This is a genomic window from Streptomyces sp. NPDC006314, assembly GCF_040613075.1.
Classification (GTDB): Bacteria; Actinomycetota; Actinomycetes; order Streptomycetales; family Streptomycetaceae; genus Streptomyces.
On sequence record NZ_JBEXRL010000016.1, the window covers coordinates 162046 to 176675 of the forward strand.

At 69.4% G+C, this 14630-nt stretch carries 14 protein-coding genes; 10 read left to right on the forward strand and 4 right to left on the reverse strand.

The annotated features are described in order from the left end of the window. Positions 1–67 precede the first annotated feature (67 nt). The 9 genes from ABZ079_RS26830 (at position 68) to ABZ079_RS26870 (ending at position 8698) form a co-directional block, all read left to right on the forward strand. On the forward strand, positions 68–1201 hold the full coding sequence (locus ABZ079_RS26830) for an LCP family protein (protein ID WP_356942006.1): 1134 nt from the start codon (positions 68–70) through the stop codon (positions 1199–1201). Positions 1202–1342: 141 nt separating this feature from the next. Further along, positions 1343–1567: a 50S ribosomal protein L31 gene (gene rpmE, locus ABZ079_RS26835; protein WP_014675000.1), complete on the forward strand. Its 225-nt coding sequence runs from the start codon at positions 1343–1345 to the stop codon at positions 1565–1567. A 106-nt stretch (positions 1568–1673) separates the two neighbouring features. After that, a complete protein-coding gene (gene prfA, locus ABZ079_RS26840; RefSeq protein ID WP_356942007.1) occupies positions 1674–2741 on the forward strand; it encodes a peptide chain release factor 1 in 1068 nt (355 codons plus the stop codon). Between the two features lie 39 nt (positions 2742–2780). After that, entirely contained in the window at positions 2781–3626 is an 846-nt protein-coding gene (gene prmC / locus ABZ079_RS26845) for a peptide chain release factor N(5)-glutamine methyltransferase (protein WP_356942008.1), read from the forward strand. A gap of 49 nt (positions 3627–3675) precedes the next feature. Further along, positions 3676–4323 carry an L-threonylcarbamoyladenylate synthase gene (locus ABZ079_RS26850; protein ID WP_356942009.1) on the forward strand — a complete coding sequence of 216 codons (648 nt, stop codon included), beginning with the start codon at positions 3676–3678 and terminating at the stop codon, positions 4321–4323. Continuing rightward, complete coding sequence (locus tag ABZ079_RS26855) at positions 4320–4997, forward strand: protein-tyrosine-phosphatase (RefSeq protein ID WP_356942010.1); 678 nt, start codon at positions 4320–4322, stop codon at positions 4995–4997. The genes ABZ079_RS26850 and ABZ079_RS26855 overlap by 4 nt, the downstream gene beginning before the upstream one ends. 193 nt (positions 4998–5190) lie before the next feature. Continuing rightward, entirely contained in the window at positions 5191–6429 is a 1239-nt protein-coding gene (gene glyA / locus ABZ079_RS26860) for a serine hydroxymethyltransferase (RefSeq protein ID WP_356942011.1), read from the forward strand. A 130-nt stretch (positions 6430–6559) separates the two neighbouring features. After that, a complete protein-coding gene (locus tag ABZ079_RS26865; protein ID WP_356942012.1) occupies positions 6560–7927 on the forward strand; it encodes an MraY family glycosyltransferase in 1368 nt (455 codons plus the stop codon). Between the two features lie 102 nt (positions 7928–8029). Further along, positions 8030–8698, forward strand: coding sequence for a class I SAM-dependent methyltransferase (locus ABZ079_RS26870; RefSeq protein WP_356942013.1), 669 nt, complete (start codon positions 8030–8032; stop codon positions 8696–8698). Between the two features lie 9 nt (positions 8699–8707). On the opposite strand, the gene ABZ079_RS26875 is transcribed toward ABZ079_RS26870, so the two are convergent. The 4 genes from ABZ079_RS26875 to ABZ079_RS26890 are packed head-to-tail and all read right to left on the reverse strand — an operon-like array spanning position 8708 to position 12127. Continuing rightward, entirely contained in the window at positions 8708–9814 is a 1107-nt protein-coding gene (locus ABZ079_RS26875) for an HAD-IIIC family phosphatase (protein ID WP_356942014.1), read from the reverse strand. Positions 9815–9831: 17 nt separating this feature from the next. Then, positions 9832–10971: an acyl-CoA dehydrogenase family protein gene (locus ABZ079_RS26880; protein ID WP_356942015.1), complete on the reverse strand. Its 1140-nt coding sequence runs from the start codon at positions 10969–10971 to the stop codon at positions 9832–9834. Continuing rightward, entirely contained in the window at positions 10964–11260 is a 297-nt protein-coding gene (locus ABZ079_RS26885) for a phosphopantetheine-binding protein (RefSeq protein WP_356942016.1), read from the reverse strand. Before ABZ079_RS26885 ends, ABZ079_RS26880 begins: the two co-directional genes overlap by 8 nt. A gap of 18 nt (positions 11261–11278) precedes the next feature. After that, on the reverse strand, positions 11279–12127 hold the full coding sequence (locus ABZ079_RS26890) for a 3-hydroxyacyl-CoA dehydrogenase family protein (protein ID WP_356942017.1): 849 nt from the start codon (positions 12125–12127) through the stop codon (positions 11279–11281). Positions 12128–12725: 598 nt separating this feature from the next. Here ABZ079_RS26890 and ABZ079_RS26895 point away from each other — a divergent pair. After that, a partial coding sequence (locus tag ABZ079_RS26895; RefSeq protein WP_356942018.1) for a type I polyketide synthase occupies positions 12726–14630 on the forward strand: 1905 nt, incomplete at its 3' end.

The following is a 14630-nucleotide window of genomic DNA, read 5'->3' on the forward strand; positions in this document are numbered from 1 at the left end:
GGACGGTGACGACCGCGCCTGACCCTGAAAAACAGGGGGTAACCGACCGACGAGACCTGGGAGCGATGTGTCCGCCGAGAGCACGCCGGAGTCCGGCATAGCGGAGCCGGCCGAGACCGGCCCCCGCCGCGGTGGCAGGGGCCGCCGCCGCAAGCCCCGCAGCGGGAGCCGTAAGGCCCTGCTCGCCACGGCCTGGACGGCGGCGGGCGTGGTCGTGCTGGGGGGCACCGGCGCCGGATACCTGTACTTCAAGCTCAACGGCAACCTCCAGAGCGTCGACATCAACCAGGCCCTCGGCAACGACCGGCCCACGAAGATCGACAACGGCTCCCAGAACATCCTGGTCCTCGGCTCGGACACGCGCTCCGGCAAGAACAAGAAGCTCGGCGGCGGCACCGACGACGGCAGCGCCCGCTCCGACACGGCGATGATCGTCCACGTCTACGAGGGCCACAAGAAGGCCGGCGTGGTCTCGATCCCGCGGGACACCCTCGTCGACCGCCCCCGGTGCACCGACCCCCAGGGCACCACCCACCCCGCCGCGTCCGGCGTGATGTTCAACGAGGCGTACTCGACCGGCGGCGCGGCCTGCGCGGTGAAGACCGTCGAGTCGATCACCGGCATCCGCATGGACCACTACCTGGAGGTCGACTTCGAGGGCTTCCAGCAGCTCATCGACGACCTCGGCGGGGTCCGGGTCACCACGACCAAGAGGATCGACGACCCGCGGAGCCACCTGAATTTGGAGGCCGGCCCCCACACCCTCGACGGCCGGCAGGCCCTCGGCCTGGTCCGCACCCGGCACGGCGTGGGCGACGGCTCCGACCTGGGCCGCATCCAGCTCCAGCAGGCGTTCATCAAGGCACTGATCGACCAGGTCAAGCACGTCGGCGTCTTCACCAACCCCAAGAAGCTGTACGACATCGCCGACACCGCCACCAAGGCCGTCACCACCGACTCCGACCTCGGCTCGGTCGACTCCCTGATCGACTTCGCCAACGGCCTCAAGGGCATCGGCTCGTCCCACATGAAGATGGTCACGATGCCGGTCCAGTACGACCCGGCCAACCCCAACCGCGTCCTTCTGGCGAAGGCCAAGGCCCAGCTGGTCTGGACGGCCCTGAAGAACGACAAGCCGATCCCGGCAGCGGCCACGAAGGGCACGGCCGCAGGAGACGCCGAAGGCGTGGTGGCCCCCTGAGGGGCTACCCCGGAATAGAACAACCGCACCCCCGGTTTGGGTGGATGGCACCAGTCCTGGCAGACTGGTACGTCGGCTCCGGTTCACGCTCCCGCACCCCGCGGCGGCGACCCGGCGCCCTCCCGAAACCTAGGAGACACCTTGAAGCGCGACATCCACCCCGCGTACGTCGAGACGCAGGTCAGCTGCACCTGTGGCGCGTCGTTCACCACCCGTAGCACCATCGAGTCCGGCACCATTCGGGCCGAGGTCTGCTCCGAGTGCCACCCGTTCTACACGGGCAAGCAGAAGATCCTCGACACCGGTGGCCGTGTGGCCCGCTTCGAGGCCCGCTTCGGCAAGGCTGCCGCCGGCTCCAAGAAGTAGCGAGCCCCATTTCGCCGGTCCACGGTCACGCCCCAGCCGGGGTGTGCCCGGGACCGGCGTTTTTGGTCGCCCGTCCTTCCCCTCACCGCAGTACAGGAGCCGAAAGATGTTCGAGGCCGTCGAGGAACTCGTCGCCGAGCACGCCGACCTGGAGAAGAAGCTCGCCGACCCGTCGGTCCACTCCGACCAGGCGAACGCGCGCAAGCTGAACAAGCGCTACGCCGAGCTGACCCCGATCGTCGCCACGTACCGCTCCTGGAAGCAGACCGGCGACGACATCGAGACCGCGCGCGAACTCGGCGCCGACGATCCCGAGTTCGCCGCCGAGGTCAAGGATCTGGAGAAGCAGCGCGAGGAGCTGACCGAGAAGCTGCGTCTGCTGCTCGTCCCGCGCGACCCGAGTGACGACAAGGACGTCATCCTGGAGATCAAGGCGGGCGCCGGCGGCGACGAGTCCGCCCTGTTCGCCGGTGATCTGCTGCGCATGTACCTGCGCTACGCCGAGCGCATCGGCTGGAAGACCGAGATCATCGACGCCACCGAGTCCGAGCTGGGCGGCTACAAGGACGTCCAGGTCGCCGTGAAGGCCCGCGGGCAGATCGAGCCCGGCCAGGGCGTCTGGGCGCGGCTGAAGTACGAGGGCGGTGTGCACCGCGTGCAGCGTGTGCCGGCCACCGAGTCCCAGGGCCGTATCCACACCTCCGCCGCCGGTGTCCTCGTCACCCCGGAAGCCGAGGAGGTGGACGTGGAGATCAACCCGAACGACCTGCGTATCGACGTCTACCGCTCCTCCGGCCCGGGCGGCCAGTCCGTCAACACCACCGACTCCGCGGTGCGCATCACGCACCTCCCCACCGGAGTCGTCGCCTCCTGCCAGAACGAGAAGAGCCAGCTGCAGAACAAGGAGCAGGCGATGCGTATCCTGCGCTCCAGGCTGCTCGCAGCTGCGCAGGAGGAGGCGGAGAGGGAGGCCGCCGACGCCCGCCGCAGCCAGGTCCGTACCGTCGACCGCTCCGAGAAGATCCGCACCTACAACTTCCCGGAGAACCGCATCTCGGACCACCGCGTCGGCTTCAAGGCCTACAACCTGGACCAGGTCCTGGATGGCGAACTCGACGCGGTGATCCAGGCCTGCGTCGACGCCGACTCGGCGGCCAAGCTGGCGGCCGCCTAAGAGGCGTACGCACGCACGAGTACGACACGGAGGACTTGCGTGAACCTGCTGCTCGCGGAGGTGGCCCAGGCCACCCAGCGGCTGGCCGACGCCGGCGTGCCCTCGCCGCGCAACGACGCGGAGGAGCTCGCCGCGTTCGTGCACGGTGTGAAGCGGGGCGAACTGCACTCCGTGAAGGATTCGGACTTCGACGCCCGGTACTGGGAGGTCATCGCCCGGCGTGAGCAGCGCGAGCCGCTGCAGCACATCACCGGCCGGGCCTACTTCCGGTACCTGGAGCTGCAGGTCGGGCCGGGGGTGTTCGTGCCCCGGCCGGAGACCGAGTCCGTGGTCGGCTGGGCCATAGACGCCGTACGCGCCATGGACGTGGTCGGACCGTGCATCGTCGACCTGTGCACCGGCTCCGGCGCCATCGCGCTCGCCCTCGCCCAGGAGGTCCCGCGCTCGCGTGTGCACGCCGTTGAGCTGTCCGAGGACGCTCTGGTGTGGACCCGCAAGAACGTGGCGGGGTCGAGGGTCGATCTGCGGCAGGGCGACGCGCTGACCGCCTTCCCCGACCTCGACGGCCAGGTAGACCTGGTCATCTCCAACCCGCCGTACATCCCGCTCACCGAGTGGGAGTACGTGGCCCCGGAGGCCCGCGACTACGACCCGGAGCTGGCGCTGTTCTCCGGTGAGGACGGCCTCGACCTGATCCGCGGCCTCGAGCGCACCGCGCACCGGCTGCTGCGCCCGGGTGGCGTCGTCGTCATCGAGCACGCCGACACCCAGGGCGGACAGGTGCCGTGGATCTTCACCGAGGAACGGGGCTGGGCCGACGCGGCCGACCACCCCGACCTCAACAACCGCCCCCGGTTCGCGACCGCCCGCAAGGCGCTGCCGTGACCGTCCCGACTTTCACCCCGCAGTACGTGTACGAGGAGGCCCGCTAGACATGGCACGGCGATACGACACCAACGACGCGACCGACCGCGTGACGGGTCTGCGCGAGGCCGCGTCCGCCGTCCGCCGGGGCGAGCTGGTGGTCCTGCCGACCGACACGGTGTACGGCATCGGCGCCGACGCGTTCTCCTCGGAGGCCGTCGCCGACCTGCTCGCCGCCAAGGGCCGGGGCCGCAACATGCCCACCCCTGTCCTCATCGGCTCCCCCAACACGCTGCACGGGCTCGTCACGGACTTCTCGGAGCTGGCCTGGGAGCTGGTCGACGCGTTCTGGCCGGGTGCCCTGACACTGGTCGCCAAGCACCAGCCGTCGCTGCAGTGGGACCTCGGCGACACCCGGGGCACGGTTGCCGTGCGCATGCCGCTGCACCCGGTCGCCATCGAGCTGCTCAACGAGGTCGGCCCCATGGCCGTATCCTCGGCGAACCTCACCGGCCACCCGGCGCCGGAGAACTGCGACGCCGCCCAGGAGATGCTCGCCGACTCCGTCTCCGTCTACCTGGACGGCGGCCCCACCCCCGGCAACGTGCCGTCGTCCATCGTGGACGTCTCCCGCGAGGTGCCGCTGCTGCTGCGCGAGGGCGCGATCTCCCCGGACGAGCTGCGCAAGGTCGTACCCGACCTCGAGGTGGCGAATTGACGGCCCCTGAAGCGGGGCGTGGCATAGGCACCGGGGAGCGTGTCGCGGAGGAGACGACGACCTTCGGCTTTCCGCGCGACAGCTTCCGCATCCTCCACGTCAGCACCGGCAACGTGTGCCGGTCGCCCATCACCGAGCGGCTGACCCGCCATTTCGTGGCCGAGCGACTCGGGGTACTCGGCGGCGGGCTGATCGTGGAGAGCGCGGGCACCTGGGGCCACGAGGGCGCGCCCATGGAGGCCAACGCGGAGACCGTGCTGGCCGAGTTCGGCGCGGACGCCTCCGGGTTCGTCGGCCGGGAGCTGCTCGACGAGCACGTCATCATGGCCGACCTCGTCCTGACCGCCACCCGCGACCACCGCGCCCAGGTCATCTCCATGGGCCATTCGGCGGGCCTGCGCACCTTCACCCTGAAGGAGTTCACCCGCCTGGTCCGGGCGATAGACCCGGCCACCCTGCCGCCGTTGGAGGACGGCGTGGTGGCGCGTGCCCGGGCCCTGGTACGGGCGGCGGCGGCGCTACGCGGGTGGCTGCTGGCCCCGACCGCGGAGGCGGACGAGGTGTACGACCCGTACGGCGCGCCGTTGCCGTTCTTCCGGTCGGTGGGGGACGAGATACACCAGGCGCTGGATCCGGTGGTGACGGCGTTGACGGGGGTTCCGGCGCGGACGTAGTACCGGCGCGCCTGCAGACGCGGGGCTGTGCCGGCACGCGGCTCCGCCGCGAGGGCGCGATCAGCCACGACGAACCCGCAGCCGCCCTCACCGCAGAACCGCCCGAGCTCTCGTGCGGCTCCGTTACCGGGCGCCCCGCACCTCCCCGGCCTACATTGGAGCTACGCCACCGCCGACCGCCCGGGAGCCCGCCATGTCGGTCACCCACACCCTCGAGACCGACGTCCTGCGGCATCAGGACCCGGAGCTCGCCGACATCCTGCTGGGAGAGCTCGCGCGGCAGTCGACGACGCTCCAGCTCATCGCCGCCGAGAACTTCACCTCGCCCGCCGTTCTCGCGGCCCTGGGCTCGGCGCTGGCCAACAAGTACGCCGAGGGCTACCCCGGCGCCCGGCACCACGGCGGCTGCGAACTCGTGGACGCCGCCGAGCGCCTCGCCGTCGATCGCGCCAAGGCCCTCTTCGGCGCCGAGCACGCCAACGTCCAGTCCCACTCCGGCTCCTCGGCCGTCCTGGCCGCCTACGCGGCCCTGCTGCGCCCCGGCGACACCGTCCTCGCCCTCGGGCTGCCCTACGGCGGCCATCTCACCCATGGCTCGCCGGCCAACTTCTCCGGCCGCTGGTTCGACTTCGTCGGCTACGGCGTCGACGCCGAGACCGGGCTGATCGACCACGACCAGGTGCGCCACCTGGCCCGCAACCACCGGCCGAAGGCCATCGTGTGCGGTTCGATCGCCTATCCCCGCCACATCGACTACGCCTTCTTCCGCGAGGTCGCCGACGAGGTCGGGGCCTATCTGATCGCGGACGCCGCGCATCCGATCGGGCTGGTCGCCGGGGGAGCGGCGCCCAACCCGGTGCCGTACGCCGACATCGTGTGCGCGACCACCCACAAGGTGCTGCGCGGCCCGCGCGGCGGGATGATCCTGTGCGGTGCCGAGCTGGCCGAGCGCGTCGACCGGGCCGTGTTCCCCTTCACCCAGGGCGGCGCCCAGATGCACACCATCGCCGCCAAGGCCGTCGCGTTCGGCGAGGCGGCGACACCGGCTTTCGCCGCGTACGCCCATCAGGTGGTCGCCAACGCGCACGTGCTCGCCGGCCACCTGGCCGCGGAGGGGCTGGTGGTCACCACCGGCGGCACGGACACCCACCTGATCACCGCGGACCCGGCACCGCTCGGTGTGGACGGCCGCACCGCGCGCGGCCGGCTCCTCGCGGCCGGGCTGGTGATGGACTGCTGTGCGCTGCCGCACGGCGACGGCCGCGGGCTGCGGCTGGGCACGGCCGCGGTGACCACCCAGGGCATGGGCGAGGAACAGATGGTGCGGATCGCCATGCTCTGCGGCAAGGTGCTGCGCGGTGAGATCGACGGGGCACAGGCACGCGTGGACGTGCGCGAGCTCGCCGGTCTGTTCCCGCCGTATCCGGGGTGAGGCGGTAGTGGACGCACCTGCCTGCACGGCCGCACGCGCAACCATCGCCGGTACCCGGCAGTCCTCATACATGTGCCCGCGGCGCTAGGGTGGGAGGCCGAGATGGCCAGTGAGACTAGTGGGGAAGCCCGTGCGTGAATACCTGCTGACGCTCTGCGTCACGGTCGCGGTGACGTATCTGCTGACAGGGCCGGTACGGAAGTTCGCGATCGTGGCCGGGGCGATGCCGGAGATCCGGGCCCGTGACGTGCACCGGGAGCCCACTCCGCGCCTCGGCGGTATCGCGATGTTCTTCGGCCTGTGCGCGGGCCTGCTGGTCGCGGACCATCTCACCAACCTCAACGAGGTCTTCGCCAAGTCGAACGAGCCACGGGCACTGCTCTCCGGAGCCGCCCTGATCTGGCTGATCGGCGTCCTGGACGACAAGTTCGAGATCGACGCCCTGATCAAGCTGGGCGGTCAGATGATCGCCGCGGCCGTGATGGTCATGCAGGGTCTGACGATCCTGTGGCTGCCCATCCCCGGCGTCGGCAACGTGGCCCTGACCCAGTGGCAGGGCACGCTGCTCACGGTCGCCCTGGTCGTCATCACGATCAACGCGGTGAACTTCGTGGACGGCCTGGACGGTCTCGCGGCCGGCATGGTGTGCATCGCGGCCGCCGCGTTCTTCCTGTACGCGTACCGGATCTGGTACTCGTACGGCATCGAGGCCGCTGCTCCGGGCACGCTGTTCGCGGCCATCCTCATGGGCATGTGCCTGGGCTTCCTGCCGCACAACATGCACCCGGCGCGCATCTTCATGGGCGACTCCGGCTCGATGCTGATCGGTCTGGTGCTGGCGGCGGGCGCGATCTCCATCACCGGCCAGCTCGACCCGGACGCGCTCAATCTGTACGCGGGGTCCGAGAAGGCGGCCGTTCACCAGACGGTCCCGGTCTACATCCCGCTGCTGCTGCCGCTGACCATCATCGCCGTGCCGGCCGCCGACCTGGTCCTGGCGATCGTCCGCCGCACCTGGCGCGGGCAGTCCCCGTTCGCCGCGGACCGCGGCCACCTGCACCACCGCCTGCTGGAGATCGGCCACTCGCACAGCCGGGCCGTACTGATCATGTACTTCTGGTCGGCGCTGATCGGTTTCGGTGCGCTGGCGTACTCGGTCAACTCGGCGTCGATGTGGATCGTGCTCGGTGTGGTCTTCCTCAGCGCCGTCGGCCTGATCCTGCTGTTGCTCCCGCGCTTCAGGCCGCGCGTGCCGGTGTGGGCCCAGCGGTTCGTGCCGCCGCGGTACCGGCGCCGCGGCATCACCGCTGTCGCCCCCGACTCGGCCACTCCCGCCATGGTGACCTCGGCGCCCCACGAGGCGTGCGGCACCGGTGAGCCCGGCGAGGCTCCTCAGCACGCGGCGGTCGCGGTGCGGATGCGCACCGCCAACGGTTCCACCGCGGTCGGCCACCGTGCGCGGCTGCGTGACGGTCGGGAAGCCGAGACCTCCCGCTGACATGGAGCCGCCGGCCGGAACCTTCGGCCGGCCACGGTGAATTAGGGTGCCGAATTCGGCCGCCCCTTGCGTCACAATCCACACCACCACTATGTTGAGGTGGTGGCTGATCAAATTGTTAATGCACCAGGATTAATCCCATATGTGCGCGACGTGTCATTGCGTGAAGACGAGACATTGCGGGATCTGCGGGAACTGACCGGTGAGCTGCCCATGGGCTCGGCCATGCAGGTAATGGCCGAGGAGGGACAGCTGCTCGGCTTCCTGGTAGGCCTCACGGAGGCACGGAACGTGCTGGAGATCGGCACCTTCACCGGATACAGCACCCTGTGCATGGCCCGCGCCCTGCCACCCGGTGGGCGCCTCGTCACCTGCGACATCAGTGACAGGTGGCCCGACATCGGGCGGGAGTACTGGGCGCGGGCAGGCGTGACGGACCGCATCGACGTACGAATCGGAGATGCCGCCGACACCCTGGCGGGCCTGCTCGCCGAGGGAAAGGGAAGCACCTTCGACTTCGCCTTTGTCGACGCGGACAAAGCGAATTACCGTCGCTACTACGAATTGTCTCTGGAGTTGGTGCGGCCGGGCGGGCTCATCGTCCTGGACAACACCCTTTTCTTCGGCCGGGTCATCGATCCGGCAGCCCAGGACGCCGACACCGTCGCCATCCGGGAATTGAACCTCTTCCTGCGTGACGACCACCGGGTGGAGATATCTCTCCTCCCGATGGCCGACGGCATCACCTTGGTACGCAAGAAGACGGAGTGAGCACCGCGGTCAGCGGACCGGGCCCGCCACGGCCGCCGGACGGCCCGCGGCCAGGTCCGGTGCGCTGATCCGGATCGTCGCGTGCTGCTCGCGCCGTCCCGACACCAGATGCAGCCGCTGCACCTCCTCGGCCCTCGCGGCCGGCAGCTCGTCCCGGCAGGCGCACGGCTCCTCGCCGAAACCGGCGAACCGGTAGGCGATCTCCATCATGCGGTTGCGCTCCGTGGCCCGGAAGTCGGCCACCAGATGCGCACCCGCCTGCGCGGCCTGGTCGATCAGCCAGTTCAGGATCGCCGCGCCCGCCCCGAACGACACCACCCGGCAGGACGTCGCCAGCAGCTTGAGGTGCCAGACGTCGGGCAGCGTCCGAAGCAGCAGCACACCGACCGCGCCGTGCGGACCGAAACGGTCCGCCATCGTCGTCACCAGCACCTCGTGCCCGGGGTCCGTCAGCAGCTCCCGTAGCTCCGCGTCGGAATAGTGCACCCCGGTCGCGTTCATCTGGCTCGTGCGCAGCGTGAGCTCCTCGACGCGCGAGAGCTGCTCCTCACTCGCCCGCCCGATGTGCATCTCCAGCTGCAGCGACCGCAGGAACTCCTCGTCCGGCCCACGGAAGGCGGCCTGCTCGGCCTCGCGCCGGAAGCCGGCCTGGTACATCTGCCGGCGCCGCCGCGAGTCCACGGTGACACTCCGCGGACTGAACTCCGGCAGGCCCGCCAGCTCCGCCAGCCGGTCCGCGGCGTAGCAGCGGACCTCCGGCAGGTGGAAGGCGACCTCGGCCCGCTCGGCGGGCTGGTCGTCGACGAACGCCACCGTGCCGTGCGCGAACTTCAGCTGCTCGGCGATCTCGCGCACCGAGTCCGACTTCGGCCCCCACCCGATCCGCGGCAGCACGAAGTACTCGGCAAGGCCCAGCTCCTCCAGCTTGGCCCAGGCCACGTCGTGATCGTTCTTGCTGGCGACGGACTGCAGAACGCCCCGGGAGTCCAGCTCGACGATCAGCTCCCGCACGCCGTCCGGCACGCTCACCACGTCGCCCTCGGACAGCGTGCCCTGCCAGAGTGTGTTGTCCAGGTCCCACACCAGGCACTTCACCGTGGTCGGCACGTCAGACATGGGAATCCCTCCGGGGGTCACGGCGCGGCCGCCACGGCATGCTGCGCCAGGATCAACTGGCAGATCTCGTTGCTGCCCTCGATGATTTCCATGAGCTTCGCGTCGCGGTACGCGCGAGCCACGACATGGCCGTCCCGCGCCCCCGCCGAGGCCAGCACCTGCACCGCCGCCGCGGCACCACGGGCCGCATGCCCGGCGCTGACATGCTTGGCCAGCACAGTCGCCACGACGAGATCGGGGGAGCCGGCGTCCCAGCACTCGCTGGCGTGCGCGCACGCCTGGGCCGCGACCTGCTCGGACACATACAGTTCGGCCAGGTGCGCCGCCACCAGCTGATGCTCGTGCAGCGGCTTTCCGAACTGGACCCGCGAGGCGGCATGGTGCGCCGAGGCACTCCGGCACGCACGCAGAATGCCGACACAGCCCCAGGCAACCGAGATGCGGCCGTAGGCGAGCGCGGTGGTGACCAGCAGCGGCAGGGGCATGCCCGGACTGCCGAGCAGGCTGCTCAGCGGCAGCCGCACGGAGTCGAGACGCACGTTCGCATGGCCGGCCGCCCGGCATCCCAGCGGGTCGGGGACCCGCTCCACATGCACCCCGGGCGCCGAGGCGGGCACCACGACGACCGCCGCACCGCCCTCACACTGCCCGAACACGACCAGCAGGTCGGCGTAGTGAGCGCCGGTGACCCAGACCTTGTGGCCGCTCACGACCACCGAGTCGCCCGACACCTCGATCTTGGTCGTCATGGCGGTCACATCGGAGCCGGCCCCGGTCTCGCTGAAGCCGACCGCGGCCAGCCGCCCGCTCACCAGTTCGGGAAGCAAGGCGGCCGACTGGTCGGGATTGGCCAGGCGCTGGATCGTCCAGGCGGCCATGCCCTGCGACGTCATCACACTGCGCAACGAGCTGCACATACTGCCCGTGTACGCCGTCAGCTCGCCGTTCTCGCGGCTGCTGAGCCCGAGTCCGCCCAGCTCACGAGCCACCTGCGCCGACAGCAGCCCCCGCCGCCCGGCCGTGCGCAGCACGTCGACGGGGATCTCGCCGGCCAGGTCCCAGGCCTCGGCGCTGCCGTCGACGAGCTCGTCGACGAGGGCGAACTCGTCGACGAGCCGGTCGGCAGGGGCCGGCCCGACGACGCGCCGGTCAGGCATCGCCGGCCGTGGTCGAGGCGCCCTGCAGCCGAAGGACCAGTTCCGTCATCCGCTGAACGGTCCGGAAGTTGTCCAGCTTCAGATCGGCGCCCACGATGGCGACCTGGTACTCCTGCTCGAGATGGACGACGAGTTCCATGGCGAACATCGAGGAGACCAGGCCGGACGCGAACATGTCCTGATCCGGCGTCAGCGCGGCCTTGGTCTTCGTCTCCAGGAACCCGAGCAGCTCACGCTCCACGGTCTCCGAGCTCAACGCAGCGCCCTCAGCGGTCTGTTCAGCGGTCACCGCAACACCTTTCAACTATCAGTAGCAGTAGAAGCCCCGGCCGGACTTGCGGCCGAGATGACCCTGGCGGACCTTGTCCACCAGCAGGTCGCACGGCTTGCACGAGGCGTCACCGGTGCGTTCGTAGAGGACCTGCAGGGAATCGGCCAGGTTGTCCAGTCCGATCAGGTCGGCGGTGCGCAGGGGGCCGGTCGGGTGCCCGAGACAGCCCTCCATCAGCTCGTCGACCGACTCCACCGTCGCCGTGCCCTCACCGACGATCCGGGCCGCCGCATTGATCATCGGATGCAGCAGCCTGCTGGTGACGAAGCCCGGCGCGTCCCGGACGATGACCGCCTTGCGGCCCAACGCCGACAGCAGGCCGACCACCGCCTCCACCGCGGCGTCACCGGTCCGCGGTCCCCGGCTGACCTCGACCATCCGGATCAGGTACGACGGATTCATGAAGTGCGTCCCGAGTAACTCCTCGGGCCTCGTCACCGACTCGGCGAGCTCGGCGATGGGGATGCCGGACGTGTTGGAGATCAGCGGAGTCCCGGGCCGCACGGCGGCCGACACCTCGGCCAGCACCTTCGCCTTCGCCTCCGGGTCCTCCACGATCGCCTCGATGACGGCGGTCGCGTCGGCGACATCCCTCAGGGACACGGTGGTCAGCAGTTCGCCGGTCGCCGTGCCGGCGGGCAGCGCGCCCATGAGCTGCGCATGCCGCAGCTGCTGCTGGATCCGGGTGCGCGCCGCCTGCAGCGTCGTGTCGTCGACGTCCACCAGGGTGACGGGGATGCCGTGTCCGAGCACCAGAGTGGCGATCCCCGAACCCATCACCCCCGCCCCGACGATGGCCACTCGACGGGTGGTTGGTTCGCTCATCGTGCCGGGCACACTCCTTCGCGCTCACTGGGCCGATCGGTTGCGGCCGTCAGGACGGCGGACATGCTCAGGTGCGCGGGCCGCTGCCGAGGTCACCACCGGCGGGGCCGGCGGACAGCACGGTGGGCCTGCTGCGCAACAGAGGGACAGAGGACGGGTGTTCACTGGACTGCGGATACGCCGGAATGAAACGCATCCCGGGGAGGCCGAGGACACCGGGCCCATCGATGCCTACAACTAGGCTGTCAGAACTGCTTCATGATGCCGGGTCACGCGCGCACCGGCTCTCCCCCTTGATCTTTCACTGCAACCTAGCACGCCGTTCGAGGAGGGTGGAAGGCTGGCCTGACCTCCATTCAGGAGAGCGAAGACGCACAGCAGTTGGGTTCACCGAGGTGCCTATGACGTGGGCCACAGTTCGCAAGTGCAGTCACGATGTAACGCTGTGTCAGGTGTAGGTGTAAGGGGAGCGTAGGGGTGGACAGAACTGCCTTGACTCCGGAACGCCTGAGCGGGTTAGAGTGACGAGGCCTTGCAGGTCGTATGTCGGCGCGAGCGCGATGTCCGCTTTCGGTGCCAAACGGGGGAACTTCACACCATGTCGGTCGGTGCGCGTTTTTTACTTCATGATTACATCGCCATCATCGGTGTTTCCTGCCGTTTTCCGGGCGTGTCCGGTCCTGCCGAATTCTGGCAACTACTGCAAGACGGACGCTCTGTCGTATCCGCAACGCATGGCCGCGATTCAGATGGTCGACTCCGCTCACATGTGAGCGACACCACGGAAAACGCTTCTGCCTCCGCAGGTGCCTATCTGGAGCGGGTCGACGAATTCGATGCAGGATTCTTCGGCATATCTCCACGTGAAGCCGCCGCGATGGATCCGCAACAGCGCCTCGCCCTCGAATTGGCATGGGAGGCGCTCGAGGAATCCGGCATCGACCCGACCACCCTCGAAAATCACGCGACCGGCGTGTTCATGGGTGCCATGTGGGACGACTACGCGATGCTCACGCACCGCCAGGCGCCCACGGCGCTCGGTCCGCACGCCATGACCGGCCTCGCCCGCAGCATCATCGCCAACCGGGTCTCCTACGCTCTTGGCCTGCGCGGACCCAGCATCACCGTCGACACGGGCCAGTCCTCGTCCCTCGTCGCCGTGCACCAGGCAGCCCAGGCGCTGCGCAACGGGGAGTGCACCGTCGCGCTGGCCGGCGGAGTCAACCTCGCCCTCGCCCCCGAGAGCGCCGCCCGCTCCGAAAAATTCGGCGGACTTTCCCCCGACGGCGCATGCCACACCTTCGACGCGCGCGCCAACGGATATGTGCGCGGCGAGGGCGGCGGAATCGTCGTCCTCAAAAAACTGTCCCAAGCCGTTGCCGACGGAGACCGCGTCCTGTGTGTCATCCGGGGCAGCGCGGTGAACAACGACGGCGGCGGGCAGGGGCTCACCGTGCCGCACGGCGCGGCACAGGAAGAAGTCATCGGTCTCGCGTGTGAACGCGCGGGCGTCGATTCCACCTCCATCCAGTATGTCGAACTTCACGGCACGGGCACCCGTGTCGGTGACCGCATCGAAGCGGCGGCGCTCGGCGCGGTAATGGGTCGGGAACGCCCGGACGGAAACCCACTGCGGGTCGGTTCGGTGAAGACGAATATCGGTCACCTGGAGGGCGCGGCCGGAATCGCCGGGCTCATAAAGACCGCATTGTCGATCAAGCACAGACTCATTCCCGCAAGCCTGAATTTCGAGGCGCCGCCCGCCGACATTCCCCTGGATTCGCTCCGGCTACGGGTTCAGACGGCGCTGGGCGCGTGGCCCCACGAGGGACGTTCACTGGTTGCGGGTGTGTCGTCGTTCGGCATGGGCGGCACGAATGCGCACGTCATTCTCGAGGAGGCGCCGGAGCCAGTGCAGGCTTCGGATGCCCCGGGTGTCTCGGATGCCTCTGTTTCGTTGTCTGTGGTGCCGTGGGTGGTGTCCGGGCGGGGTGCGGATGCTTTGCGGGCTCAGGCGGGTGCGTTGGTGTCCCGGGTCGGTGCGGGTGGGGGTCTTTCCGGTCTTTCCGCGGCGAGTGTGGGTTGGTCGCTTGCTGTGGGTCGGGCTGGGCTTGAGGACCGGGCGGTGGTGATCGGTTCCTCGGGTGAGGAGTTGGTGGCGGGGCTGGGTGCGGTGGCTTCGGGTGAGTCGGGGCCGGGTGTGGTGGCGGGTTCGGCGGTCGGTGGTGGCCGGCTCGCGGTGTTGTTCTCTGGTCAGGGTTCCCAGCGTGTGGGGATGGGCCGGGAGTTGTATGACCGGTACCCCGTCTTTGCCCAGGTCTTTGATGAGGTTTGTGCTGCGTTGGATGCGGAGCTTGGTGATGGTGCGAGTGTCCGTGATGTGGTGTTCGGTTCTGATGCGCGGGTGCTGGATCGGACGGTGTTCACGCAGGCGGGGTTGTTCGCCGTTGAGGTGGCGTTGTTCCGGCTGGTGGAGTCGTGGGGTGTGCGTCCGGAGTTTGTG